This window comes from Synechococcus sp. H60.2 (genome assembly GCF_047462315.1).
Lineage (GTDB): Bacteria > Cyanobacteriota > Cyanobacteriia > Thermostichales > Thermostichaceae > Thermostichus.
In genome coordinates this window covers 1-24,451 of the sequence record NZ_JANSIZ010000043.1, presented here as the reverse complement: position 1 = coordinate 24,451, position 24,451 = coordinate 1, and the positions used below count along the sequence as shown (strand labels likewise).

Genomic DNA, 24,451 nt, shown 5'->3' with positions numbered 1-24,451 from the left:
GGCGGTGTTGCTGGCCAAGTGGACAGGGGTGCTGTTTTTGCTGCCGCCACTGCTGGCTGTGCCCCTGGGGGTGAAGCTCCCTTGGCCGGTGCGGCTGGCCCACCTGGCGCTGGGGATGGGGGTGACGCTGCTCTTGTGCTGGCCCTGGTATGGAGCCAATTGGCTGTTTGTCTTCAGCAACGGCTGGGCCTATGCCGAGACTGCCCATTACTACGTCACCTGCCCAGCGGGATCCCTCTGCTGGTGGACAGCCTACTTGCGCGTTTTGCCCCTGCAGATGAGCCCTTTTTTGTGCCCCTTGCCGCTGCTTTCGCTCTGGGGATCCCCAAGCCGGCGGGAGACTCTCCTCTGGGGCCTCTACGGCTCGGGCTACTTGCTCTACACCCTGGTAGCCATTAAGGATGTGCGCTTTACGCTGCCGCTGTTGCCCCTGCTGGCCATCCTATCAGCGGGTGGGCTGGGCAAAGGCTGGCGGTGGCTGGGGGCGCGCTGGGGGCAAAGGGCACTGCGGCAGGGAGTAGGCCTGAGCCTAGCCTTGGGATCCCTGGCCCTGCTCAACCTGGGGCAGCCCCTCACCCCTGGCGTGGCCCCTCTCTGGAAGGGGATCCAAATGCACTGGCAGGGGCAGCACCCCCAGCAGGAGCTGACGCGGTGGATTGGATCCCTGGTGCAGCCAGGTTTGGCCACCACCCTAGGCGTTCTTCCCAACACTGAGCTGGTTTCGTCCGAGACGCTCAGCTACCTGGCGGCTCTGCAGCGCTGGCCCATTACCTTCCGGGGGGCTGGCCAGACTCCCTGGCCGGAGCTGGAGCTGGTGCTCTTGGATGGGTTTGTGGATGCGGCAGGGGAGCAGGGAATTGTCGGCCCCTACGGTCCAGCTAAGGAGCAAATTCGGCAACTCCTAGACAAGAGTCCGGACTGGCAGCAAGAGCATTTTGATCTACAAGCGGTGGGCCGGCTGTACACCTACTTCCCCACCCAGCCCAGGGTTGTGCTGCAAGAGGTGCCTGCTCCAGTAGAGGAAGTGGAGCTGCTGCAGCTCAAGGTCTTCCCAGAGGAAGGGATCCCGGCCTGGCGGCTGCGCTGGCAGGGCCCGGCCCAGGACTTGGCCCAAACGCTAGTCTGGGCGCGGTTGGAAAATCCCCAGGAGCAGATCTTGGCGGAGCAGGCCTGGGTGGTGGGTCAGAACCGCCTGCAACCCCGCACCAGGAGCAATTGGCAGGTAGAGGAAATCTTGACCTTGCCCCTCTGGCCAGAGTCTGCCGGAGAAGAAGGAATCCTCCACCTGGAGTGGCAACCCCCCAAAGGAATGCGCCGGTCGCTAAGACAGCACTGGCGTGGGTCTCCTGGTAGGGAAAAGGGATCCCTTATCCCGCCAGGAGATCTCCTCTTTCCCCTGCGACAGGCAGCTAGGGCGGCTGCGGCTGGGGATCTGGAGGCGCTCTCCCTCTACCTCAACGCCTGGACAACTTTGCAGTATGCCACTTTCGCAACCGACCCGGATCGCATCCTGACACGCCAGCTTCTGGAGGGAGAACAGCAACAGGCTGCTGACCAAGGCCAAATCGAGCGCCAAATTCAAAGCCACTACGAACTGGGCCTAATGGAGGTGGCGCTGCTGCAGCCAGAAGCAGCCCAGCAGCATTTTCAGCGGATTGTCGAGCTGGATCCCGAAGACGATTGGGCACGGGCCTATTTGGCATTTTTACAGGTCTTTTTTACCCATGATATTCGGAGCCTCCAGGGGTTGAAACAAGAGCTGGCGGCTGCAGTCTATCCCCTTTGCCAGAAAGCCAATCTGGATTGGGATTTGAGTTGGCTCTGTGCAGCTCTTTAGGAGGAAGATCCAGATCCATTTGAGAAACTTGAGAAAGCAGGAAATCGGCAAAAGCTTTGGCTACCACCGAGAGGCGCTTGGAGCGCAAATAGACCAAATGCCAAAATCCACGGATGGGAAACTCTTCCACATCCAAAATGGCCAAATGGTGTTGCCAATCCCCCAGAGCCAACACATGCTGAGACAAAACCGAAATGCCCAGCCCGCCAATGATGCCCTGGCGAATGGCTTCGCTACTGCCTATCTCCATGCGGATGTTGAGCTTGAGGTTATGTTTGTCGAAGAGCCGCTCCACTGCCATGCGAGTGCCGGAGCCGGGTTCGCGGGCCAAGAAGGGCTCTTGAGCAATACGGGCCAGGGGGATCCGCTTCTGGCCCACCAAAGGATGGTGAATAGGAGCCATCACCACCAAGGGATTTTCCAGAAAGGGTTGCGCCACTACATCCAAATCTTCCGGCGGCATCCCCATTACATAGAGATCATCCATGTTGTTGCTTAGCCCCTCCAGAACCTGCTGCCGGTTCAGCACCTTGAGGGATACATCGATGCCGGGGTACTGCTGACAAAATAGCCCCAGCAGGCGAGGAATAAAGTACTTAGCAGTGGTGACAACCCCAATGCTCAGCCGTCCCTGTTTTAACCCCTTCAGGTCGGCGAGGGTCATCTCAAATTGGTTCAACTGCTCAAAGATTTTTTGGCAAGTCTGGTACAAAGCTTGCCCCGCCTCTGTGAGATAGAGCCGCTTGCCCACCTGTTCAAACAGCGGCAACCCCACCGATTTGCTCAATTGCTTGATCTGCATGGAAATCGTGGGCTGGGTCAGGTAAAGCTCCTCAGCGGCACGGGTGAAGCTGAGATGACGGGCAGCAACCTCGAAGATTTGTAACTGGTGCAGCGTAATGGCCTTCATGGAGAATCAAGGAGCACTAAAGATTTACTCTTAAATCATAAACCTCAATCTATGACCCTTGGCGAGATTTCCCTGAGGGCCCGCCGGCTCGAGCGCGTCTCCGCAGGCTCTTCTTCTGGAGGACGGGGAGGGATTGGCGAGCCGTTCAGCTCTGTGGGAATGCCGAAGGCCAGGTGCCGCCACCCCTGTTTGGGCAGATCTGGAGGAGAAGGGTGCATTGGCTTCATCGGCAGCAAGCCCCACACTGTAATTTTGTTTACTCAAGAGCCAATCAGTGTCGGGGTGAAAGCCGTTCCTGCTACAGTTAAGGAGAACAAGTTCAATCTCTGGAGAGTTTCCCGCCGTGGGTCGCACGGTGGCCGCACGCTGAGACCTCTGTACCAACAAGTCTGTGAAGCGTGAAGGCGTACGCTATCGGTGCGCGCAGCGTGGGTAAGCCATGGTGTGTTGACTCAACGAAGATGAGGGTCGGGAGTCGTTCACGATAAGAAAACACGGTTTTGCGGTGTGGAGCAACCCGTGGTTTTTTCCCGGAGCAGTGCAGATGGCAGTTTACGAAGGCAATTTTGTTCAGACGGGGGATCTGCGTCTGGCCATTGTTATCAGTCGGTTTAACGATTTGATTGCCGGCAAATTGTTGGAGGGGTGCCAGGATGCCCTGAAGCGGCATGGCATCGATGTCAGCTCGGAGAGCCAGCAGGTGGACTATTATTGGGTGCCCGGCAGCTTTGAGGTGCCTGTGGTAGCCCACCAACTGGCCCAGTCCCGCCGTTACGATGCCATCATCTGCTTGGGGGCGGTGATTCGCGGCCAAACCCCTCACTTTGACTATGTGGCAGCAGAGGTGGCCAAGGGGATCGCGGCAGCGAGTTTTCGCACCGGCGTGCCAGTCATTTTCGGGATCCTCACTGCCGATACTCTGCAGCAGGCGCTGGAGCGGGCCGGGATCAAGAACAACAAAGGCTGGGAATACGCCATGAGTGCCCTGGAGATGGCCACCCTGATGCGCCAAGTAGCTCCCCTGTTGCAAGGGAGTGACAGGGCTGGCAACAATGGAGCGGCCTCCCGTCCCTCTCTGCCCGGTGGAGCAGAGGCGCTGCAGCCGGGGGTAACTTTGGAGAGTGCCGCCTACTGACGGCGGGTTAGACGGGTGAGCACCTCGTTGGAGCGCTGCACAAAGGCCCGTGCGGCTGCGGGGTCAAAGCTTTTCTGGGTAATCAGCGCTAGATCGTAGATGTGATTGCAGATGAGGTTGACCAGCTCTGGATCCCGCCCCTCCTCGGCCAGAGCCTGCAGGTTTTGGATCAAGGGGTGGGCGGTGTTGAGAACTAGGGTGTGTTCTTCCAGAAACTCCATGGGCTTTTGTTGCAGGATGGCATTGAGCTCCTGGAGGCGCCGCAGCGCCTCCGGCAGCAGGATCATAGCCGGAACTGACTCAGACTTGAGGGCCTCGGCTTTGATCTGCAGCTTCTCTTTGCCCAAAGCCTGACGGAACAGATCCACCAGCTTTTCGCTGCGGGTTTTTTGTGTGATGGGATCGACGAGATCGGCAGCTTTGTCTTTCTGGATCAGCGTCTCGTCCAGCTCGGAATCCACCCGCTTAAATTGGATCCCTTCTTCCCGATACTCCCGCTCCAGGAAGCTGCTGAAATGGCTGTCGATCCAGCTATCCAGCATGATGACCTCCAGGCCCTGGGAGCGGTGCAGGTCGATGTAGGCGCTCTGGGCTGCTTCGTCGGTGGCGTAGTAAACCCGCTTGTTTTGCTTTTCCCGCGTGCGCTCCAGGTATGCTTTGAGGGTCACGTACTCCGGTTTATCGGCAGGGGATCCGGCCACTCGGAAAATGAGAATGTCTTTAATCTGGGCGAAGAACTTGTCGTTGTTCATCGCCCCAAATTTCATGAAGAGGCTGATATCGGGCCAGACCTTGACATATTTTTCGTAGTCTTCTTTGTAAAGCTCGTTGAGGCGATCCGCCACCTTTTTGGCGATGTGATCCCCGATGCGCCTGACGGTGCGATCATTTTGCAGGAAGCTGCGGGAGACGTTGAGGGGAATATCTGGGCTGTCGATGGCACCGCGCAGAGGCAGGAGGAATTTGGGAATGACTTCTTCGCAGTTATCCTGGACAAAAACCTGGTTGCAAAATAGCTTGACCTGGCCCTTGGTGGGATCGATATCCGGACGCAACTTGGGGAAGTAGAGGATCCCTTGCACGATGAAGGGATAATCCGTGTTGATGTGTACCCAGAAGTGGGGATCCTCTTGGAAGGGATAGAGGTAGCGGTAAAACTCTAGGTAATCCTCATCCTTGAGCTCAGAGGGAGGAATCTTCCAGAGGGGCTTCTGGCGATTGATGACTTCTCCGTTGAGTTTAATAGGGACGGGAATGAAGTCGCAGTATTTGCGCACCAATTCGCGGATGCGGCTTGGCTCCAGATACTCCTCGCTATCCGGGCTGAGGTAAAGGGTGACGGTGGTGCCGATGGCGGAGCGCTGCGAATCGGAAAGGGTAAAAGTTGGGCTGCCGTCGCAAGACCACTGCACAGGTGTGCTGCCGGGCTGATAGGAAAGGGTGTCGATCTCCACCCGCTGCGCCACCATAAAAGAGGAATAGAATCCCAGGCCAAAGTGGCCAATGATCGCCTGTTCTGCGTCTTTGCCTTTGTACTTTTGAATAAACTCCTCAGCGCTGGAAAAGGCCACCTGGTTGATGTACTTTTTTACCTCTTCGGCAGTCATACCAATGCCGGTGTCGCTGACCGAGAGGGTCTTGGCCTCTTTGTTGAGCGCGATCACGATCTCCGGCTCCGGGGGATCCGCCACTTCGCCGGCCAGTTTGGCCATCTTGAGCTTGGCAATGGCATCGGCAGCATTGGAGATCAGCTCCCGCAAAAAAATCTCCCGATCCGAATAGAGAGACTGCTTGATGATGGGGAAAATGTTCTCGGTGTGGATGGTGATGGATCCCTGTTCCAGCACAGTCATAGATGGCTCGGCACTTCAACAAGCTCAGTGCCAATCTACAGAGGTAGCAAAGGCCCCGACAAGCTGAACTTTTTCCAGAAATCCGCACCCGCAACCGAACCGGCTCTAGAGCTGAGCCCCTCTGGCCGGACTCTGCGCCTGGTCGATATCAAGGGTAAGCTGGTGGGCCCAATCTTGCCCAACGCGAATGGTGATGTCGGAGTTGAGAACGCCGGTGGATTCCACCCGCAGCTCTCCCAGGCCAAGGGCAGCGCGAACCTGCTTGGCTCCTTCCCGATCCCCGCTTTGGGCGAGGATCTCCGTTTGCGGCAACACCTGGGGGCTGTCTTCGACGGCAAAAACCTGGGTATAGCCCTGTCGAACCAGTTCTTGCACCACGCGGCGGGCCATCCCCGGCTTTCCGGTAGCATTTTGCACAGCTATGCGCAGGCGGTGCGGCGAGATGGGGGCTACTTCCGCCTCCAGGCCAAAGTGGGTCACGGCCAGGCGGCGGATCCCGGCCAAATCTGGCAGCCAGTAGCTGGTGGCAAACTCTCCCGGCTGGCTGAAGCGGCCCGGCAACAGCACCAGGTCGATGCGATCGTCCCCAGAGGTGAGGACGAACTTGGCCAAGCTCAGAACCTCTTCCCAGGTGAGGTTGGTCTCTAGGTGGGTGCGGACGACCTGCAAAACCTTCGGGATGCGCGGCCAGACGGCAGGGGAGAGCAGTTCCCGGCTCAGGGCCCGCAGCAGCTCCTGTTGCCGTTGTACCCGACCGATATCCCCCAAGCCCAGGTGGTCGCGGCGGAAGCGGGCAAAGTGATGGGCTTGTTCGCCATTGAGGCGGTGCCAGCCAGGCTCTAGGTTAATAAACAACTGCTGCGTGTGATCCACATAGTGCATGGGCTCCGGCACATAGACCTCCACACCCCCCACTGCGTCAATCAAAGCTTCCAGGGCCTCGGTATTGAGGCGAACATAGCGGTCAATCGGGATCCCGCCCAGCAAGGTGCTGACCACCTGGGCCACCAGCGCCGGGCCCCCTGCCAAGTTGGCCGCATTGATCTTGGTTACACCAAAGCCAGGCAAGCGCACGCGGGTATCGCGAGGGATGGATAGGACAGTGATCCGCTGCGCCTGTGGATCAAAACGGGCCAAGAGGATGGTGTCGGTGCGGGTGTTGAGACGCTCCCGTTCTGTGGACAAAGGCAGGGTGGGATCCGGGTTGTCGGTGCCGAGGATGAGAATGTGCAAGGATCGATCCAGAGCGGCAGCGCGCAGGGCATCCGGTCGGAAGGCCTCCTGTTCTTTGGCAGTCAGGGAGGTGGGAATCACCTGACGAGGCAGCATCACGGCCAAAAAGGCACCGGCAGAACCTGACAACACAGCCGTGAATCCCAACAACAGCCAGAGGATCCCCCGGCGGATGGCCTGCTGACGAGCGGCGCGGACACGGTCTGGGCGGGGTGGATACTGGAAGGAGGACATCAGGTCGGGCCGAGCCTCGCGGGCGCCTGCAGGAAGGGGTGTACTGTTTAGGGGGTGTGGCCAACCCCACCAATTCAAGGTCATGTTACCGCATCCTTATTCTCTAGGACTGTCCATACCCAACTTCGGCGAGACGGCAGCTTCCCCGGCGGGATCCCTGCAACTGTTGCTGGCGAAGTCGGAGGTGCACCTGTGGCTACAAGTCTTGCCGCCGCTGGCGGAGTTGCTCTCCCAGCTCGACCTTCTTTCCCATGAGGAACGGCAGCGCGCGGAGCGTTTACAGCGGATGGAGGATCGGCGTCGCTTTCTGGGTGGTCGTTTGCTGTTGCGAACCCTGCTTGGCCGCTACAGCGGCCTCCCTCCCCGCGCGATCCCCCTCGGCTACACCGCCGCCGGCAAGCCCTATTGGCCGGATCCACCCCTACCGCTGCAGTTCAACCTCAGCCACTCCCGCGAGCGCGTCCTGGTCGGCCTGATGTGGCAAGCCCGGATCGGGGTGGACTTGGAGTGGATCCGACCCGTGCCCCGCTGGCCACGCATTGCCCGACGCTATTTTTCCGCCGCCGAGCAGGCTCGTCTGTTGGCCTGTCCACCGGCAGAGCGGGAGAGGGTTTTCCTGGAGCTGTGGACGCAGAAAGAGGCTCTCCTGAAAGCCATGGGCGTGGGGCTGGCCAGAGCCAGGGCCGCGGCTGGGGATCCCTGCTGGCTGACCCTGCCCCTGCGGGTTGCCGAGGGCTACGTTGCCGCTGTGGCGATGGAACGACTGGAAGTGGGCGGGCCAGTCCCGACGGTGCAGCTCTGCCAAGGCGCAGATCTCTTCACTCCCGCTTGAGCTGCTATCTTGGGTTTTCAGGCCGAGTTTCCATGTTGGGGTTATGTTGCGTGGGTTGCGTTATCTCCTGATATTGAGCCTCTGTCTGGGGATGGCGATCGGCGGGATCCCGCATCCGGCCTGGGCGCGGGATCTGTCGCGGCAAACGCCCCAGGACAAAGCTGTCGAGTTAGGTACTGCCGATAACCAGTTGGTGTTTGTGCCCAAGGAGCTCTTTTTTCGCAACGGCAACCTCTACCGTTTGCACTTGAGCAACCCCAGCCAGTTGAAGCACTATTTCAGCGCCAAAGATTTTGCCGATGCCGTTTGGACTCGCAAGTTGGAAGTGGCCGGTGTGGAAATCAAGGGCCAGATCCGAGAACTGGAGCTGAAGCCAGGTGCGGCAGTGGAGTGGCAGTTTATTCCCCTGAAATCTGGAGTTTATTCTTTGGTCTGTACCATTCCCGGCCACGCCGAAGCGGGCATGATTGGGCAGATTACCATTGGCGACTAGGCTATCTCCTGGGCTAGGGGGGCAAAAGGGGATAGAAAAGAGAAAGACGCTGCCAGGCAAATCGCATGAAAAACCTGCTCAGCCCCATCGTGGAACACTGGACTCGGCGACGCCAGGCAGCCTCTCCTCGCAAGAGCAGGCCCCCCCTGCCGGAGCGGGTTGCCGGCTATGCCCTAGCGCTTCTCTCCCTCACTGCTGTTCACGGGATCCGCTACTACAACGAGCCGCAACTGACCGTCGGCAGCCGCTCCCCGCAAACCTTCCTCGCTCCTACTGCGGCAGAGATCGAAGATGTGGAGGCTACCCAGGCCCGGCAGGCCGAGGCGCGACGGCGCGTGGTGCAAGCCCTCAAAATCAACAGCACCGCCAACGAGAGCATGCGGCAAAATCTGGAGGCTCTCCTGGCAGCGGTGGAGGCCATCCGACAAGAGGCAGGTTCTCTGCCCTATGTTTCTGTCCAATTGCTATCTCTGCCAACGCAGATCTACCTGCGCCAGCTTGCCCCAGAAGAGTGGGAATTCCTTCAGGCTCGTGTCCGACAAGAGGCCATCCGCACCCGTGCAGCCACTCACTCTCTGTCGGAAGAGGTTGCTGGACGTCTGGAGCCGCTTTTTCCAGAGCAGCGGGCCCGGCAGGAGCTGGTCGAGGTTTGGCAGCGGGCCTGGTTGGATGGGGCGGCCACTCAGACGGCGGCCACGGATCCCTATACCCAGTTAATTGCCCAGGTGGAGGCGGCACAACAGCGCTATCGGGCGGCTCTGGCGGCTCTGGAGCAGCTCACCCCCCCTGTCGCGGCCACGGTTCTCAACTTAACAGAGACTGAGTGGCAGCAGCTCCAGGGCCTGAGCCGGCGGGTCTTGGAGCGCCTGCAGAAGATAGGCATTGTGGATGGCCTGCCCCGCGAGGTGCGCGCTGAAGGGATCCAAGCCCAACTGGACGAGCTGGCCTTTCCAGGCAGTGCCGCCCAGCGGCAGGAGCTGCAGGGGCTGGTCTATCAGTGGCTGCAGCAGGTGCTGATCCCCAATCTGGAGGTGGATCCGCAGCGCACCGAGCAGCGCATTCGCGCCGAGCTGGAAAAAGTTGAGCCCGTCCTGATCTCGGTTGCGGAAAACCAGGTGATTGTGCGAGCAGATCAGATCATCACCCCCGAGATCTTTTTGATTTTGGATCACTTTGGTTTTACCCAGCGCAGGATCAACGTCTGGGGCCTGGTGGGGGTGGCTGGCGTTATGGGCTTGGGCTTGGCCATTTTCGTCCCCTTGCAGCAACGCTTGCAGCCGGGATTGCGCCGCCGGGATCGGGTGTTGATCCTGATGGTTTCCCTGACTGCTCCGCTTGTGGCAACTTTGTTCAAGCTGGAGTTCAGCTCCTTGCCGGCGGTGGGGCTGTTGCTGGGCAGTTTTTACGGGGCAGGGCTGGGCCTGGTGGTGGTGGTGGGCCAGGCGTTACTTTTGCCGTTGGTCTCCTCTGCCAATCTGCTCACCTTCGCACCCTTGCTTTCCGGCAGTGTGGTGGCCTGCGCCCTGGCCGGGCGCTCCCGCTCTCGGGAAGAGCTGGCCTTGTTGGGAGGAGGGGCGGCGGCAGTGCAGATGCTCACCTATGCGGCTGTTAGCTTGACCACAACTGGCGGCATCGACCTATTGGCGATGGCCTTGGGGGGAGGGATCACGCTGGGGTGGAGCATTGTGGCGCTGGGAGCCAGCCCCTACCTGGAGCGCTTGTTCGACCTAGCCACCCCCATTCGCCTCATCGAGTTGAGCAACCCCAACCGCACCCTGCTGCGGCGGCTGGCGGCAGAAGCCCCCGGCACCTTCCAGCACACCCTGTTTGTAGCCACCTTGGCGGAACGGGCTGCCCAGAAGCTGAACCTCAACGTGGAGTTGGTGCGCACCGGCACCCTCTACCATGACATCGGCAAAATGCTGCAGGCCCGCTACTTCATCGAAAACCAGATGGGCGGCCTCAACCCTCATACGCAACTGGACGATCCCTACCGCAGCGCCCAGATCATCAAGGCCCACGTCAGCGATGGACTGCGCCTGGCCAAGCAGTACAAGTTGCCCACCGCTGTGCGGGCCTTCATTCCCGAACACCAGGGAACAATTTTGATCGCCTATTTCTACCACCAGGCTCGGCTGAAAGCCGGGGATCAGCCGGTGCCCGAGGAGCTGTTCCGCTACGATGGCCCCATCCCCCAGAGCAAGGAGACAGGGGTGGTAATGCTTGCCGATGCTTGTGAGGCGGCCCTGCGCAGCATGACCCTGAGCGACGGCTTTGGCCCTGAGGTGGTTGAGCGGGCCAAGGCTGTTGTCCGCAAAATTGCCCAGGTCCGTTGGCAAGATGGCCAACTGGTCGATAGCGGCCTGACGCTGGAGGATCTGGAGATAGTGGCCGAGGCTTTTGTGGAAGTTTGGCGAGAGTCCAACCACGAGCGCATTCCCTACCCCAGTCCTGCCCCTGCCCCACCCTTGCCTGAGCCCGACTCTGCCCAGGCCGAGATGCCTGTGTTGATGACTCCTTCGACAGGATCCCCCTAGCCTCGGCGAGCTGGGTAGGGAGAGAAAAGTCTAGTTCTAGAGCTCATCCATCAGTACGATAGGGGATCATTTGCGCCGGTGGCGCGTGGCGCTGTTGCGAAGCGAAACAACTCCAAGGTTTCAGCTTGACCCGCACTCAAGCTCTATGCTCAGGATCCTTTACCATCGTTTTTGGATGGCCTGCTGAATGCCTTATGCAGCTCCTGCTTCCTCCAACCCTCCCAAAGTTTCGGCAGTCCCTATTCAGATCCCGCCTCTTTCCCGGCCTAGCCCTGTCCAACTTTCGCTGGTTATCCCCACCTACAACGAGGCCTCCAGCATTGGCAGCCTAATCCGGCAGTTGTGTGCCCACCTGGACGCCATTCTGCCAGGAGCCTACGAGCTGATTGTGGTAGATGACAACAGCCCGGATTGCACGGCCAAAGTGGCCCAAGAACTACAAGAGGAATTCCCCCAACTGCAGGTTATCTGCCGCCAACACGAACGGGGCCTGGCTACCGCCGTGTTACGGGGATGGCAAGTTGCCCGCGGCGAGGTGCTGGGGGTGATGGATGGAGACTTGCAGCATCCGCCAGAGATCATCCTCAAGTTGTGGCCCCCTATTCAGCAAGGGGCAGACCTGGTGGTGGGCAGCCGCTACGCGGAGTCGGGGGGGGTGAGCCACTGGAACCTGGGCCGGCGCCTCGTCTCCCGGGGAGCCCAGGCTATTGGGCTGGTTTTGCTGCCGGGGGTTTTCAGGCGGGTGTCGGATCCGCTCAGCGGGTTGTTTCTGGTTAGACGCCAAGCCATTGCCGGGATCCCGCTCAGCCCCAAGGGCTACAAGCTCTTGATCGAGGTGCTGGCGCGGGGCCGGGTGAAGACCATAGCTGAGGTCGGCTATATCTTCCAGGAGCGCCAAAACGGCGAGAGCAAAATCCAACTGCAAACCTGCCTCCAGTATCTCCACCACCTTATTGCTCTTCGCTTCTCCCTAGGCCAGATGGGATCCTTTTTGCGCTTTAGCACGGTCGGCCTATCCGGCACGTTTGTGGATATGACGTTGCTGTATCTGTTGCACGATCCCAACAACTTAGGGTGGGATCTGGCTATCAGCAAACTCATCGCCTCTGAGGTGGCCATTCTCAACAACTTCCTCTGGAACGACCTGTGGACCTTTCGCCATGTCACTCGGCTACAGCCAGGCCTCTGGAATCGTCTGAAGCGATTGGTTAAGTTTAATGTCATTTGCCTGATCGGCTTGCTGCTCAACTCTTCGTTGTTGATCTTGCTGAGTGAGCGCCTGGGCATTCACTATCTGTTGGCTAACTTGATTGCAATTGGCATTGTTGTATTTTGGAACTTTTATCTCAACGCTAAACTAAGCTGGCGGGTGGCAGCGAAGTCGGATGCCGAGGGCAGCCAGTCCTGATCCCAGCTTTCGCCCGAGGGCCAGAGGCTAGGTGGAGTTGGGGCGGATCCCTTCCAGGGTGATGATCTCCTGGATAACCGAGCGAACCACAGGAGCCGCCGTTGTCGATCCAAAGGCATCTTCTCCCCGCGGCTCGTCGATCACGGCCAAGATCACGTACTGGGGGCGAAGGGCGGGGAAATAGGCCACAAAACTGGTGATGCGCTTGCCGGGCAGATAGCCTCCCTGCGGCCCTGCTTTCTGGGCCGTGCCTGTTTTGCCGCCGATTTCATATCCCTCGATCTTGGCCGATTGCCCGGTGCCAAAATCCACCACGTCCCGCATTTGGATGCGCACCGCCAGGGTGGCCTGCTCCGACAACACCCGTACCGGCTGGGGTTGGGGGGATCCCCAAACCAAGGTGTCGGTATCCTTTTCAACCAGACCGCGCACCACGTGGGGCCGCACTTTCAGCCCGCCGTTGGCAATGATGCAATGCATGGCGGCCAACTGCAGGGGGGTCAGGGCCAGACCCTGGCCAAAAGCAACGGTGGCCCGCTCCACCGGCACGGTTACGAATTGCCGCAGGGGTTTCAGGCGGCTGGCCGGTTCAAAGGGCAAATCCACGCCGCTGGGCTCGTTAAATCCCAACCGCAGCAGGGCATTGTAATACTGGCGGGGATCCAGCTTGCGCATCAGATGGACCATGCCTACATTGCTCGACTGGCGCAGGATATCGGTGACGCTCATCCAGCCATGGCCTCCCCGCTGCCGGTAGTCGTAGTTTTGGATAGGCCAGCGGCCAATCCAGATCTGTCCCTCGTCGTAGACCCGTTCGTTGGCCGTGAAGGCGCCGGCATCCAGCCCAATGGCGATGTTGATGGGCTTAAAGGTGGATCCCGGCTCGTACAAATCCGTAACGGCCCAGTTGCGAAAGAGGGCAGGGTCATACTCGAAGTAGCGGTTGGGATCGTAGGTGGGCTCGCTCACCAGGGCCAGGATCTCTCCCGTGTGAGGTTGCAGGACGATCACGGTGCCCCGTAGGGCTTGAAACCGTTCCAGTTGCGTTTTCAGGGCGGCGCGGGCAGCCCGCTGCAGCCGCATATCCAGGGTGAGTTGCAGCACCGTCTCCTGGGATTGCAACAGTCCTTCCGGCACTTCGGCCGCCAACAACTGGCCGTAGCCATCGCGGGGAAGGGTGACAGGCTGAACCGTCCGCTCCAGCAAGACCTGTTGAGAGTACTCCAGCCCCGCTTGGCCACGGTGATCCAGATCCACATAGCCCACCACTTCGGCGGCCATTTCCTTCTGGGGATAGACCCGCTGCCGCTCGCTCACCAGTTCCAGGCCGTCCAGGTACAAAGCCTGAATTTGAGCCGCCACTTCCGGCGACAGCCAGCGCTCCAGCCGTACCGCGTGAGTGGCCGACAACTGCTGAGTCAATTGCTCAACTGGCCGCCGCAGCAGAGGGGCCAGAGCAGTGGCAATCTCCTGGGGGGTACGCTTGCCGAAGAGGCGAGGGTGGGCCCAAAGGGTATAGACAGGGCGATCTACAGCCAACAGCTCCGCCTGCTGCCGAGCTACGGAGTGGCGATCCACAATCGAGCGGCGGGGGAGGAAGGGTCGGAGTTGGGCTCGTTGCTGGGCCTCGGCCCGCTGCTGTAAGAGCGGGCCCTGGTGGTGTTGTAAATAGACCAAACGTGCCCCCACCCCCATTAGAGCACCAGCCAGAACGAGGCCCACCGCCCCGACGCGAAAGTTCAGTTGCCGGGCTGTCGGGATCCGCTCCCCCAAAAGCCACGCCAGCCGGGATCCCTGGGGCCAGTGGCTGGGGGGCCAAGGGGGCGAAGCAGGTCTGCCCCGCTGCCGTTGGGCAAGTTGCCGGCTCCTCTGTCGGGTCTGCAAAGGTTGCTGGCCCAAACCGGCCCCAGACCTGTCTTCCACTGCCACCCCTGTATAGATACCACCGTTAGTTTGCCGCCCATCGCCTTGTCCGGCCAGCCTTCGCCTCATTGGGTGGAAAATCCCTGTTGACGCAACGCTTCAAAGAGGGCGATCGCCACCGCATTGCTGAGATTGAGGCTGCGCACCGGCCCGCTCAAGGGGATCCGCACGCTCGGGTAAGTTTCCAAGAACATGGGATCCAGGCCGCAGCTTTCGCTGCCGAACACCAGCCAGTCTCCGGGCTGATAGGCCACCTCGGTGTAGAGGGCCTTGCCCCGCACGCTAAAGCACCAGAACCGCGCCTCGGGATGGGCTTGCACCAGAGCAGACCAAGAGGGATAGCGATGCAGTTGGACGTGCTCCCAATAGTCCAGCCCTGCCCGCCTGAGGTAGCGATCCGAGAGGCGAAACCCTAAGGGATCCACCAGGTGGAGGGGCGTGCGGGTAGCTGCACAGGTGCGGGCAATGTTCCCCGTGTTGGCTGGGATCTCCGGAGCTACCAAAACAACATGGAAGGGCATGGGCCGCTCTCAATGGCTGCCAAACCCGCGGCTGCCGCCTCCCTTTTTGCCCCCACCTTTGCCCGGCTTGCGGCTGGGCTGCTGTCGCGGCGGCGCTGCAGAACGTCCCCGCCACTGGGGGCCGCCCACCGGCAGTGGGCCTCGTCCACCCGGCATCCCCGGAAGGCCGCCCAGGCTCATGCTGCGCATCATGTCGCGCATGCGCTGAAAATCGCTCACTAGGCGGCTGACATCCTCCAGCTTGTGGCCGGAGCCCAGGGCCACCCGCCGCTTGCGGCTGACGCTGCGGGCCAAGAGGTCGGGGTTGCGGCGCTCTTCGGGGGTCATGGAGTTGATCATGGCCTCGGCACGGGCCAGTTGGTCTTGTCCTTTTTGCAGTTGCTCCTCGCTGATCTTCCCCATCCCCGGCATCAGCCGCAGCAAGCTGGCCAGGGATCCCATGCGCTTGATCAGGCGCATTTGTTTGAGGAAATCGGTGAAATCGAACTGGGCGGTCATCATCTTTTCCGCCATAGCGGCGGCATCTCCCAGGTCAATTGCCTCCTGGGCTTTTTCCACCAGGCTGAGGATGTCTCCCATGCCCAAAATGCGGGAGGCCATGCGATCCGGATAAAAGGGATCCAAAGCCTCCACCTTTTCGCCGACGCCGACGAACTTGATGGGCTGGCCGGACACCTGGCGGATGGAGAGGGCTGCCCCGCCGCGGGTATCGCCGTCTAGCTTGGTGAGGATGGCGCCGGTAAGACCCAGCCGCTCGTGGAAGGCCTGGGTGAGGTTGGCGGCCTCCTGCCCAATCATGGCGTCCACCACCAGCAGGATCTCGTGGGGCTGCACCGCCGCCTTGATCCGCTCCAGCTCCGCCATCATCTCCAGGTCAATCTGCAGGCGACCGGCGGTATCCAAGATAACGTAGTCGTAGCCCTGTTCCCGCGCGGCTGCCACTCCCTGGCAGGCGATCTCGACGGGATCCGTCTTGCCCAGGTCGAAGACAGGAATCTGAATCTGCTGGCCCAGGGTCTTGAGCTGGTCGATGGCCGCCGGACGATAGATGTCGCCAGCCACCAGGAGTGGCCTTTTGCCCTGCTTGCGCAAATACAAAGCCAGCTTGGCACAGGTGGTGGTTTTGCCGGATCCCTGCAGGCCGACCATGAGCACAATGGTGGGGGGCTGCTCCGCCTGGGCAATGGGCACATTCGCCTCCCCCATCACCTTCACCAGCTCGTCGTGGACGATCTTGATAAACTGCTGGTCTGGCGTCACCCCCAGGATGACCTCAGCTCCCAGAGCGGCCTGCCGCACGTCCTCGATAAACTGCTTCACCACCTGGAGGTTGACGTCGGCGTCCAACAGGGCGCGCCGCACCTCCCGCAGGGCTTCCTGAATGTTGGTTTCGGTGATCTTGTCCTGGCCGCGCAGTTTTCTCCAGGCCAGTTCCAACTTCTCGGAGAGGGCATCAAACATGAGCGCTGTTCATCCTGTCAAGGGCTGCTAGGGCATTTCCTACCATAGTTCAATTGGAGCAGCTCCATCTTGGGATCCCGCTACCTGGACCGAGAAAGGCTGGCGACTTTACGAAAGTTTAAGCAACAATAGAAGGCGTCGCTTGCAGACTGGCCATGGTCAGCGTTGCTTCCCGCTCCTACAGCACCACCGACTGGCAGTTGGGCTACCGCTCCTTGTCCCACGAGTACGACTATTGGGTGACAGAGATCGAGGGACGGATCCCTGAGAGGCTGCAGGGAACCCTATTTCGCAATGGGCCCGGCAAGCTGGAGGCGGGATCCCAGCGCTATGGCCATCCCTTCGACGGCGACGGTATGGTGTGTGCCATCACCTTTGTAGGCGGGCGGGTGCATTTCCGCAACCGGTTTGTGCGCACTCCCGAGTTTGAGGCAGAGGAGAAGGCGGGACGGGTGCTCTACCGCGGCGTTTTCGGCACCCAGAAGCCGGGGGGCTGGTGGGCCAATTTCCTCGATCTGCGCTTCAAAAATCCCGCCAACACCAACGTCATCTACCAAGGCGGCAAGCTGCTAGCGCTTTGGGAGGCCAGCGCCCCCTATCGGCTGAACCCGGCCACCTTGGCCACCGAAGGGATCGAAACCTTTGCCGGTGCCCTTGCCCCCAACCAGCCTTTTACGGCTCATCCCCGCCGGGATCCAGCCACGGGGGATCTCATGGCCTTTGGGGTGCAGACAGGGCCCCCCTCCATACTGGTGTTTTACCGCGTCGACGCCCAAGGACAGCTGGTGGAAAAGCGGGACTACCGCCTGCCCAGCTTTGCCTTTCTGCACGACTTTGTCTGGACTCCCCGCTACTGGATCTTCTTCCAGAACCCGGTGGCCTTTAACCCCTTGCCCTATGTGTTGGGCTGGCAGCCGGCAGGCACCTGCTTGACCTTAAAAAAAGGAGAGCCCACCCGCATCTGGCTATTTCCCCAACAGGGCGAGCCGCTGCAACTGCAAACGGAGCCAGGGTTTGTCTTTCATTTTGTTAACGGCTACGACGTTGGGGATCAGGTGGTGGTCGATGCCGTTCTCTACGAAACCTACCCTGCCCTGGAGCCGGGGGCTGACTACTTGCAAATTGACTTTGCCCAGGTGCCAGCCGGCAAGCTGTGGCGGTTTGAGCTGGATCCCAAGACGGGCAAGGTTAAGCGGGAGCTCCTGCTTGATCGCTCGGTGGAGTTTCCGGCTATTCACCCCGCCTGCATGGGGGGATCCCATCGCTATATCTACATTGGGGCTACCCATGCTCCCGGTCCCAACGCCCCCTTGCAGGCCATTCTTAGGCTAGACACGACAACAGGCCGCAGTGAGCAATACAGCTTTGCCCCGCGCGGCTTTGTGGGAGAGCCGGTATTCATCCCCGATCCTGAGGACGCTGCGGAGGAAGCCGGCTGGATTGTAACAGTGGTCTTTGATGCCGCCAGTCAGCGCTCGCAGGTAGTGATCCTAGAAGCTGCCAACCTGGCAGCCGGCCCGGTGGCGCGGATCCCCTTGCGGCACCATATTCCCTACGGCCTCCACGGCAGCTTCACCCCTCAGACATGGGTAGAGGCGGATCCCAACAAGGGATAGGGGAGGGATCTTGGCATAGCTGGCTTCGTCCTGGGCCGCCGTGCGCAAGCTGAGGAAAGGGTGCGGCTCTGTAGCTCAACATTCTGCAACCTGAACCGGAGCAGTTGCTACTATCGGTTAGACTTCAGCTACAGTGATGACAACTGCTGAACCTCGATGGGTTGGGCGCAGGCCCTGGGCGGGTCTGCTGACGGGAGTAAAAGAGGAAAGCTTGTGGGGCTCGGTAGTGTGTTGAGCGGGTCTTGGGTCAAAGGGAGAGGTAAGCCCCGTTTTGGCAACAGCAGATGTCTTGCACTGCCAGACGAGCGTCGTCGCCGACCGCTAGGCATTCTGGTAAACCTCCTGGATTGACTGCAACGGAACCGTTACGATGTCCTCAGATCTGAGACCTCCCCTCCGAATTGTACGGCCCCCCCGGCCCACCTCAACCAGCGAGCCCAGGGAATCAGCTCAAGAGGTCGGGTCAGCTTCTGGTGGGGGCCTGCCTGTTGTTGCCGCCGCCGCTAGTCTAGAGCAGAAGAAAGCGATGGGAAGAGAGCGACCTTGCCTAGAGCCCATCCCGCCGCCCGGGGAAGAGATGCAGTACCGGGCCATCGGCCTCATCGAGGGGCGGTACATTCCCTCGCCCAACCACTTCACTCGCGGGATTTTGCGCACCTCGGATGGTTTAGATCTCAATGCGGTACTGCTAGGCCGGGTAATGAGCCTGGTGCGCAAGCACCTGAAGCCAGAACGCAACTATTTGTGGGTGGTCTATCCCCGCACCCGCGACAAGAGCCAAGATCTGCATGTACAATTGATGGGGGTGTGGGCCCCAGAAGAAATGGGGCAAACCCTGCCAGAGGGATCCCGTCCGACGGTGGTGCCGGACTGGTTTTCCATTCGCGGCGAGGTCGTCTTCCAATCGCAGGAAAAAGGGTTCATTATCGTCAAAATCCGTCAATCCAGCAAAAAGAACTCCGCCAGCTCTTCCCCTCAGCGGGCCCAGACGGCAAAGGGCACTGCGTCTCCTGCAGCAACAGCTCCCAAGCCTCAGGCTTTTAAACTGCGCCTGATCGGATCCTTGCCGGGCAAAGGAGTGGGCACCTTCTGGGATCTACAGGTGCGCCGCCGCGGATCCCTGCTCTACGTGGAGGCAGGAACTCCTGTCGGCCCTGTGCTCAAAGCGCCGCCACGCCCAAAGCGCTCAACTCCCCGCCCCAAACTCAAGAAACACTCTCCCCCCTCCACTCGCGGGCAACAGCCAAAGTCCGCTCAACCCTATCCGCCCTCGGATCCCGCCAAAGCACCCAAACCAGCTAAGCCGGTCAAGAAAAAACGTCTATAGCCTCCATTCCTGGATACGATTTTGTCTCGACTGCGCTTCTGATATTGACCTCGTTGTAATAGGCCTTTCACCGTGTGGTCGCGACATGACAGAGTCAAACCCTTCTCACAACAAGGATGAATTTATTTCCCCTCGCTATCCCTACTGGGGTGAGGTGAAGCCGCAGAACTTAATTTTCGATGCCAATCTCCAGGAATTTAGCAATAAGGTGTCGCTGATTTGTGGCTTAGAAACAGGGGGCAAGATTACCCCGGAAGAGGCCTATCGCCAAATTAAACAACTGTGGAAACAGCTCAAAGAAACCAAAAAAGCTATCCTCGACGATCCCAGGTGGAATGAACCTCCTCCCGAGTTGCCGGAGGAAGAATAGCAGGCCGGATCCTCCAGCTCGAACCCCTTTTTAACTTAACCGCAAACAGTGTACACTGAGCGCGGATCCCAGGCCTATTCAGGGGACATGAGGACTTTTCCTTCTCCGGAGGTGCTCCGTCGGCTGCCGGCTGGGGCTGCTGATGGGGCTATTATTCTGGGCACTTTGGTTCTCCTGGCCTTGGTGGCGCAGGTGGGGACGGGGGCTTTTGAGCAGTTTCAGCCGCCGGCGGTGGTGCCTCAGATCGACTTGGATCCGCGCAACCTGCCCTACTACGCCGCCCGCTCCACCTTGCGCATGTTCATCGCCCTCTTCTTTTCCACCCTTTTTACCCTGATCTACGGGTATATCGCCGCCAAAAGCCGCTGGGCGGAGCGAATTTTGATCCCTTTGTTGGACATCCTGCAATCGGTGCCGGTGTTGGGGTTTCTCTCCATTACCGTTACCGGCTTCATCGCACTTTTTCCCGGCAGCCTGCTGGGTCTGGAGGCGGCTTCTATCTTCGCCATCTTCACCAGCCAGGTTTGGAACATGACTTTTTCCTTTTACCAATCCTTGCGCACCCTGCCGCAGGAGCTGGTGGAAGCGGCTACCCTCTACCGCTTGTCGGGCTGGCAGCGCTTCGTCCAGTTGGAAGTGCCGGCAGCGATGGTGGGCCTCATCTGGAACGCCATGATGAGTTTTGGCGGGGGATGGTTCTTTGTGGCCGCCAGCGAGGCCATCAGCGTGCTTAACCAGGAGTACACCCTGCCCGGCCTGGGATCCTATGTGGAAGCCGCCATTCAAGCTGAAGATCTGCCCAAGTTGGGCTGGGCGCTTTTGACCATGGCGGTGGTGATCCTGCTGGTGGATCAGCTCTTCTGGCGGCCTCTGGTGGCCTGGTCGGATAAGTTTCGCCTGGAGCAGAGCGCCAGTGCGGCTGCCCCGGAGTCGTGGCTGTATGATCTGCTAACCACAGCACGGATCCCGCGGTTGCTGGGCAATTGGCTGGCTCCCTTCCGAGAATTGGCGGATCGGCTGTTGTCCTATTTAACTCGCCCGCGCTGGGGGGATCCACCCAATCCCGAGGCGGAGCGACGCCGCGAGCGGCTGTTGACTCAGCTCTCTTGGCTGGCCATTGGCGGGATCGGGATTTGGATTGTTCATTTTGTGTCCACCACCGTGGGTTTCGGGGAGGTGCTGCTGACCTTTGGGCTGGGGATCCTCACCCTGCTGCGGGTCAGCGTGCTGTTGGTTTTCGCCACCGTGATCTGGACGCCGATCGGAGTGGCCATCGGCTTTAATCCACACCTGGCAAAGTTGCTGCAGCCGGTGGTGCAATTTCTGGCAGCTTTTCCGGCCAATTTCCTCTTTCCATTTGCCACGCTGTTTTTCATCCGCACCCAAATTAGCATTGAGTGGGGCAGCATTTTGCTGATGTCGTTGGGAGCGCAGTGGTACATTCTCTTTAACTCCATTGCTGGCGCCCAGAGCATTCCCACAGATTTGCGCGAGATGGCCGTGGATGTGGGCTTGCGGGGATGGCAGCTCTGGCAAAAGCTGATTATTCCGGGGATCTTTTCTGCCTGGGTTACCGGGGGGATCACGGCCAGCGGCGGCGCTTGGAACGCTAGCATTGTCTCGGAGATCGTGGCCTGGGGATCCACCACTCTCAAGGCTACGGGATTGGGCACCTATATCGCTGAGGCAACGGCGGTGGGAGATTGGCCCCGCATTACTTTGGGCATTGGCATGATGAGCTTGTTTGTGGTGGGCATCAATCGCCTTTTCTGGCGGCGGTTGTATCAATTGGCAGAAGAAAAATATCACCTTTAATCTTTGAGGCTATCTGATATGAGTTCTGCAGCTTCTCCGGTTCTGATCGAAGTTGAGAGGGTCTACAAGCGCTTTCCTTTGCCGGAGGGCAAGGGCGAGTTTACGGTTTTAAGCCAGATAGATTTGCAAGTGCGGGCAGGGGAAGTTTTGGCTTTGTTGGGCCGCAGCGGCAGCGGCAAAAGCACCCTGCTGCGCATCATGGCGGGCCTGATCCCGCCTAGCGAAGGGCGAGTGTTGAGCAATGGACGTCCTCTGCGGGGCCCCAACCCGGATGTGGCCATGGTGTTTCAGAGTTTTGCTCTCTTGCCCTGGCTGACGGTGCAGGAAAATGTGGAGCTGGGGCTGCAGGCTCAAGGGATCCCGCGCGAGATCCGGCGGCAAAGGGCCCTCAAGGCCATCGACCTGGTGGGCCTGGATGGGTTCGAGAACGCCTACCCCAAGGAACTCTCGGGGGGCATGAAGCAGCGGGTGGGCTTTGCCCGCGCCTTTGTTCTAGAGCCCAAGGTGCTGTTTATGGACGAGCCCTTCAGCGCTCTGGACGTGCTGACGGCGGAGAACCTGCGGGGGGAGATCGACGAGCTCTGGAACACCCAGGCCTTCCCTTCCCAGAGCATTCTCATCGTTACCCACAACATCGAAGAGGCCGTGTTTTTGGCGGATCGGGTGGTGATCCTGGGATCCAAGCCGGGGCGGATCCGGGGAGAGGTGAAAATCGACCTGCCGCGGCCCCACGAACGTACGGATCCCCGCTTCAAGTCCCTGGTCGACTACATCTACGAGATCATGACCAATCCGGAGATCCCGGTAACCGGCGAGGTGGCTGCCCCCACTTCGGTAAGCAGTAGGGCAACTTCTCCCTACGCGCTGCCCCTGCCCCATGCGCGGGTGGGCGGCATCAGTGGTTTGCTGGAGCTGATTGTGGAATGGCCGCAGGCACGGGTAGAGATTGCCGAGCTGGCCGAGCGGCTGCAACTGGCGGTGGATGACTTGCTGCCGATTTTGGATGCGGCGGTGCTGTTGGGCTTTGCCGAGGTAAGCGGCAGGGTGGTACAACTGACCGAGATCGGCCAAGACTTTGCGAACACCACCATCTTGCGCAGCAAGGATCTCTTCCGACAGCAGCTTTTGGCACGGGTGCCGGTCTTCAAGAGCATCCTGCAGACGCTGGAAGAAAAAAACAGCCGCTCCATGCGGGCGGACTTCTTCTTGGATCTCTGGGACGAACATTTTCCCCACGAAGAAGCTGAGCGGCAGTTTGCTACAGCCGTTGACTGGGGGCGCTATGCGGAGCTCTTTGAGTACGATGCCTCGGAAGAGCGGCTGTATCTCCCGGATCCCAGCGAAAGCTCCGCCGCTTCTGAGCCTGTCGGCCTTGATTCCCGTTCTGGCTAGGGCCAGCTTGGCTTTGCCTTTTATCTCTAGCCTCTGTTCAAAGGGAGAAGAGAACTAGGGATCGACGCGACGAGCCATTTTGCTGCCGCCGGCTATGCCTACTCGTAAATCCAGCTTTGGGTGGCGGGCGTCCAGCTTACCAGCTCGGATTCCTGGAACCAAAGGGCGATCTCCCGTTGGGCGGTCTCGGGGCCATCGGAGCCATGGACGAGGTTGCGGCCAATATCAATGCCAAAATCACCGCGGATGGTGCCCGGCTCGGCGTCCAAAGGGTTGGTCTTGCCAATGAGCTTGCGAGCGGCAGCAATCACCCCTTTGCCCTGCCAGACCATGGCCACCACCGGCCCTGAGGTGATGAACTTCACCAAACCGGGGAAGAAGGGGCGCTCCTTGTGTTCAGCGTAGTGGGCTTCCGCCAGCTCTTGGCTTACCTGCACCAGCTTTAGGCCCACCAATTGGTAGCCCCGGCTTTCCAGGCGCTGGATGATGGTGCCCACCAGACCCCGCTGCACGCCGTCTGGCTTAATGGCGATAAAGGTGCGCTCCATGGGATCTCCCCTTGTTGTTACTCATCTTCACCGTTATCCTTGTACCGGATTGGGGATCCCCAGTGCAAGGGTGTCTAGGAGCTCACCACCGCCAACGTTAGGAATATAGCCCCCACTATTGCAATCATCCAGCCGGCACTGCGGATTAAGCCAGGGATCCTCTCTGCCCAGGTTTCAGCCGCCCAGAGGGCAAGGAGCGCTACCCCATATTGAACGGTGCTCAACCCCAGCAGATAGCCCAGCCAGGGCATGGGTTCGGCACCGATGATCGCTTCGGCATAGGCATAGCCATGGAATAGCCCCGCCAGGGATCCCCACAGCAGCAAAAGCCAACTTGGGATCTGCCGCGATTGAACCAGCAGCAGGCCAAAGAGAACTATGGAGCAGGCAATGGCCAACTCCGTCAGCCCCAGGGGATCCCAGCCGGCCAGGTGGATCCCGGTGCCCACCAGACCGGCCAGCACAAAGCCCAGCGGGATCCCATAGCGCCAGGGCTGCCCTGCCGCAATGAGACCAATGGCCACCACAAAGGCCAGGTGATCTAAGCCAATAACAGGGTGAGCCAGCCCCGAGAGAAATCCTTCCCATCCTGTGGCCGGCAATCTCCCGCCCAAAACGTGGTGAGCAAGAGCCGGCCCAGAGGTCAGCCAGGCGATCCCTGCTCCCATGCCAACGGCCCAGTTGCGTCCCACTGGAGCAGGCAAGGCCAAAGGTCGCTGCCACTGCCAAAACATGCTTTTTGCTCCCTCACGATTGAACCTATGCGAAGGGGTCTAAGCTTGCTGTACCCATTTCTTTTCTAGTCTTCAACGTAAGGCGCGGGATTCCCCACCCGGGTGGGGAGGGATAGCGCCCCCTGACTGATTCTGGATATATCGCTTCACAATTTCTAGAGGTGCACCGCCGCATGAGACAATGCACTTAGAATTATGCCAAAGCTTAGCCTTTCCCCAGTACACTTTATTGAGCTGTTCCGCAAACTGTTGCCTTAGTATGCGACTTGATG

Annotated in this window: 20 protein-coding genes; 11 read left to right on the top strand and 9 right to left on the bottom strand. The window is 59.8% G+C overall.

The genetic code is table 11. The features are described 5' to 3' along the window. Window positions 1-1,837: tetratricopeptide repeat protein (locus NW845_RS08290; protein WP_414378066.1), on the top strand; the 1,837-nt coding region annotated here is incomplete at its 5' end. On the opposite strand, the gene NW845_RS08285 is transcribed toward NW845_RS08290, so the two are convergent. Beyond that, a complete protein-coding gene (locus NW845_RS08285) occupies window positions 1,719-2,747 on the bottom strand; it encodes a LysR substrate-binding domain-containing protein (RefSeq protein WP_414364666.1) in 1,029 nt (342 codons plus the stop codon). The two genes, NW845_RS08290 and NW845_RS08285, sit on opposite strands and share 119 nt — an antisense overlap. 544 nt (window positions 2,748-3,291) lie before the next feature. Here NW845_RS08285 and ribH point away from each other — a divergent pair. Further along, complete coding sequence (ribH, locus tag NW845_RS08280) at window positions 3,292-3,882, top strand: 6,7-dimethyl-8-ribityllumazine synthase (RefSeq protein WP_414372665.1); 591 nt, start codon at window positions 3,292-3,294, stop codon at window positions 3,880-3,882. On the opposite strand, the gene htpG is transcribed toward ribH, so the two are convergent. Together htpG and NW845_RS08270 are read right to left on the bottom strand one after the other, a co-directional pair. Beyond that, window positions 3,876-5,735, bottom strand: a complete 1,860-nt coding sequence (htpG, locus tag NW845_RS08275) for a molecular chaperone HtpG (protein ID WP_414378064.1) — start codon at window positions 5,733-5,735, stop codon at window positions 3,876-3,878. The two genes, ribH and htpG, sit on opposite strands and share 7 nt — an antisense overlap. A 105-nt stretch (window positions 5,736-5,840) precedes the next feature. Continuing rightward, a complete protein-coding gene (locus NW845_RS08270) occupies window positions 5,841-7,202 on the bottom strand; it encodes an LCP family protein (RefSeq protein WP_414378062.1) in 1,362 nt (453 codons plus the stop codon). A gap of 82 nt (window positions 7,203-7,284) precedes the next feature. Here NW845_RS08270 and NW845_RS08265 point away from each other — a divergent pair, with 82 nt between their 5' ends. The 4 genes from NW845_RS08265 (at window position 7,285) to NW845_RS08250 (ending at window position 12,472) form a co-directional block, all read left to right on the top strand. Continuing rightward, complete coding sequence (locus NW845_RS08265; RefSeq protein ID WP_414372659.1) at window positions 7,285-8,034, top strand: 4'-phosphopantetheinyl transferase family protein; 750 nt, start codon at window positions 7,285-7,287, stop codon at window positions 8,032-8,034. A gap of 43 nt (window positions 8,035-8,077) precedes the next feature. After that, a complete protein-coding gene (locus NW845_RS08260; RefSeq protein WP_414378060.1) occupies window positions 8,078-8,527 on the top strand; it encodes a plastocyanin/azurin family copper-binding protein in 450 nt (149 codons plus the stop codon). 65 nt (window positions 8,528-8,592) lie between these two features. Beyond that, window positions 8,593-11,064, top strand: coding sequence for an HD family phosphohydrolase (locus NW845_RS08255; protein ID WP_414378059.1), 2,472 nt, complete (start codon window positions 8,593-8,595; stop codon window positions 11,062-11,064). 187 nt (window positions 11,065-11,251) lie between these two features. After that, complete coding sequence (locus NW845_RS08250; protein WP_414378058.1) at window positions 11,252-12,472, top strand: glycosyltransferase; 1,221 nt, start codon at window positions 11,252-11,254, stop codon at window positions 12,470-12,472. 27 nt (window positions 12,473-12,499) lie between these two features. On the opposite strand, the gene NW845_RS08245 is transcribed toward NW845_RS08250, so the two are convergent. The 3 genes from NW845_RS08245 to ffh all read right to left on the bottom strand — a co-directional run bounded on the left by NW845_RS08245 (window position 12,500) and on the right by ffh (window position 16,377). Continuing rightward, window positions 12,500-14,371 (bottom strand): peptidoglycan D,D-transpeptidase FtsI family protein, encoded by a 1,872-nt coding sequence (locus tag NW845_RS08245; protein ID WP_414378057.1) that lies wholly within the window; start codon window positions 14,369-14,371, stop codon window positions 12,500-12,502. An 89-nt stretch (window positions 14,372-14,460) separates the two neighbouring features. Beyond that, window positions 14,461-14,916, bottom strand: coding sequence for a tRNA (cytidine(34)-2'-O)-methyltransferase (locus NW845_RS08240; RefSeq protein WP_414364681.1), 456 nt, complete (start codon window positions 14,914-14,916; stop codon window positions 14,461-14,463). 9 nt (window positions 14,917-14,925) lie between these two features. Further along, the gene (ffh, locus tag NW845_RS08235) at window positions 14,926-16,377 is read right to left on the bottom strand and encodes a signal recognition particle protein (RefSeq protein ID WP_414378056.1); all 1,452 of its coding nucleotides are present in this window, start codon (window positions 16,375-16,377) and stop codon (window positions 14,926-14,928) included. Window positions 16,378-16,532: 155 nt separating this feature from the next. Between ffh and NW845_RS08230 the strand changes: the two genes are divergently transcribed. From NW845_RS08230 to NW845_RS08210, 5 genes are all read left to right on the top strand, one after another. Then, the gene (locus NW845_RS08230) at window positions 16,533-17,993 is read left to right on the top strand and encodes a carotenoid oxygenase family protein (RefSeq protein WP_414378054.1); all 1,461 of its coding nucleotides are present in this window, start codon (window positions 16,533-16,535) and stop codon (window positions 17,991-17,993) included. 526 nt (window positions 17,994-18,519) lie between these two features. After that, the gene (locus NW845_RS08225; protein ID WP_414378052.1) at window positions 18,520-19,320 is read left to right on the top strand and encodes a hypothetical protein; all 801 of its coding nucleotides are present in this window, start codon (window positions 18,520-18,522) and stop codon (window positions 19,318-19,320) included. Window positions 19,321-19,405: 85 nt separating this feature from the next. Then, window positions 19,406-19,690, top strand: a complete 285-nt coding sequence (locus NW845_RS08220; protein ID WP_414378050.1) for a hypothetical protein — start codon at window positions 19,406-19,408, stop codon at window positions 19,688-19,690. An 87-nt stretch (window positions 19,691-19,777) separates the two neighbouring features. Beyond that, window positions 19,778-21,505 carry an ABC transporter permease gene (locus tag NW845_RS08215; RefSeq protein WP_414378049.1) on the top strand — a complete coding sequence of 576 codons (1,728 nt, stop codon included), beginning with the start codon at window positions 19,778-19,780 and terminating at the stop codon, window positions 21,503-21,505. A gap of 18 nt (window positions 21,506-21,523) precedes the next feature. Continuing rightward, a complete protein-coding gene (locus tag NW845_RS08210; protein ID WP_414336097.1) occupies window positions 21,524-22,897 on the top strand; it encodes a nitrate/sulfonate/bicarbonate ABC transporter ATP-binding protein in 1,374 nt (457 codons plus the stop codon). A gap of 98 nt (window positions 22,898-22,995) precedes the next feature. Here the strand turns inward: NW845_RS08210 and ndk are convergent, their stop codons facing one another. From ndk to NW845_RS08195, 3 genes are all read right to left on the bottom strand, one after another. Next, complete coding sequence (ndk, locus tag NW845_RS08205; RefSeq protein ID WP_414335826.1) at window positions 22,996-23,445, bottom strand: nucleoside-diphosphate kinase; 450 nt, start codon at window positions 23,443-23,445, stop codon at window positions 22,996-22,998. Between the two features lie 74 nt (window positions 23,446-23,519). Then, window positions 23,520-24,179 carry a HupE/UreJ family protein gene (locus NW845_RS08200; RefSeq protein ID WP_414372640.1) on the bottom strand — a complete coding sequence of 220 codons (660 nt, stop codon included), beginning with the start codon at window positions 24,177-24,179 and terminating at the stop codon, window positions 23,520-23,522. A 72-nt stretch (window positions 24,180-24,251) separates the two neighbouring features. After that, the gene (locus NW845_RS08195) at window positions 24,252-24,440 is read right to left on the bottom strand and encodes a transposase (protein WP_414378068.1); all 189 of its coding nucleotides are present in this window, start codon (window positions 24,438-24,440) and stop codon (window positions 24,252-24,254) included. Window positions 24,441-24,451 lie beyond the last annotated feature (11 nt).

What these genes read in the sequence shown, in the direction of transcription:
- NW845_RS08265 (WP_414372659.1), top strand. Translation starts at nt 7,285, where the DNA reads ATGTTACCGCATCCTTATTCTCTAGGACTGTCCATACCCAACTTCGGC.
- NW845_RS08210 (WP_414336097.1), top strand. Translation starts at nt 21,524, where the DNA reads ATGAGTTCTGCAGCTTCTCCGGTTCTGATCGAAGTTGAGAGGGTCTAC.
- NW845_RS08285 (WP_414364666.1), bottom strand. Translation starts at nt 2,747, where the DNA reads ATGAAGGCCATTACGCTGCACCAGTTACAAATCTTCGAGGTTGCTGCC.
- NW845_RS08200 (WP_414372640.1), bottom strand. Translation starts at nt 24,179, where the DNA reads ATGTTTTGGCAGTGGCAGCGACCTTTGGCCTTGCCTGCTCCAGTGGGA.
- NW845_RS08225 (WP_414378052.1), top strand. Translation starts at nt 18,520, where the DNA reads ATGGGAAGAGAGCGACCTTGCCTAGAGCCCATCCCGCCGCCCGGGGAA.
- NW845_RS08260 (WP_414378060.1), top strand. Translation starts at nt 8,078, where the DNA reads ATGTTGCGTGGGTTGCGTTATCTCCTGATATTGAGCCTCTGTCTGGGG.
- NW845_RS08220 (WP_414378050.1), top strand. Translation starts at nt 19,406, where the DNA reads ATGACAGAGTCAAACCCTTCTCACAACAAGGATGAATTTATTTCCCCT.
- htpG (WP_414378064.1), bottom strand. Translation starts at nt 5,735, where the DNA reads ATGACTGTGCTGGAACAGGGATCCATCACCATCCACACCGAGAACATT.
- ffh (WP_414378056.1), bottom strand. Translation starts at nt 16,377, where the DNA reads ATGTTTGATGCCCTCTCCGAGAAGTTGGAACTGGCCTGGAGAAAACTG.
- NW845_RS08250 (WP_414378058.1), top strand. Translation starts at nt 11,252, where the DNA reads ATGCCTTATGCAGCTCCTGCTTCCTCCAACCCTCCCAAAGTTTCGGCA.
- NW845_RS08215 (WP_414378049.1), top strand. Translation starts at nt 19,778, where the DNA reads ATGAGGACTTTTCCTTCTCCGGAGGTGCTCCGTCGGCTGCCGGCTGGG.
- NW845_RS08230 (WP_414378054.1), top strand. Translation starts at nt 16,533, where the DNA reads ATGGTCAGCGTTGCTTCCCGCTCCTACAGCACCACCGACTGGCAGTTG.
- ribH (WP_414372665.1), top strand. Translation starts at nt 3,292, where the DNA reads ATGGCAGTTTACGAAGGCAATTTTGTTCAGACGGGGGATCTGCGTCTG.
- ndk (WP_414335826.1), bottom strand. Translation starts at nt 23,445, where the DNA reads ATGGAGCGCACCTTTATCGCCATTAAGCCAGACGGCGTGCAGCGGGGT.
- NW845_RS08270 (WP_414378062.1), bottom strand. Translation starts at nt 7,202, where the DNA reads ATGTCCTCCTTCCAGTATCCACCCCGCCCAGACCGTGTCCGCGCCGCT.
- NW845_RS08240 (WP_414364681.1), bottom strand. Translation starts at nt 14,916, where the DNA reads ATGCCCTTCCATGTTGTTTTGGTAGCTCCGGAGATCCCAGCCAACACG.
- NW845_RS08255 (WP_414378059.1), top strand. Translation starts at nt 8,593, where the DNA reads ATGAAAAACCTGCTCAGCCCCATCGTGGAACACTGGACTCGGCGACGC.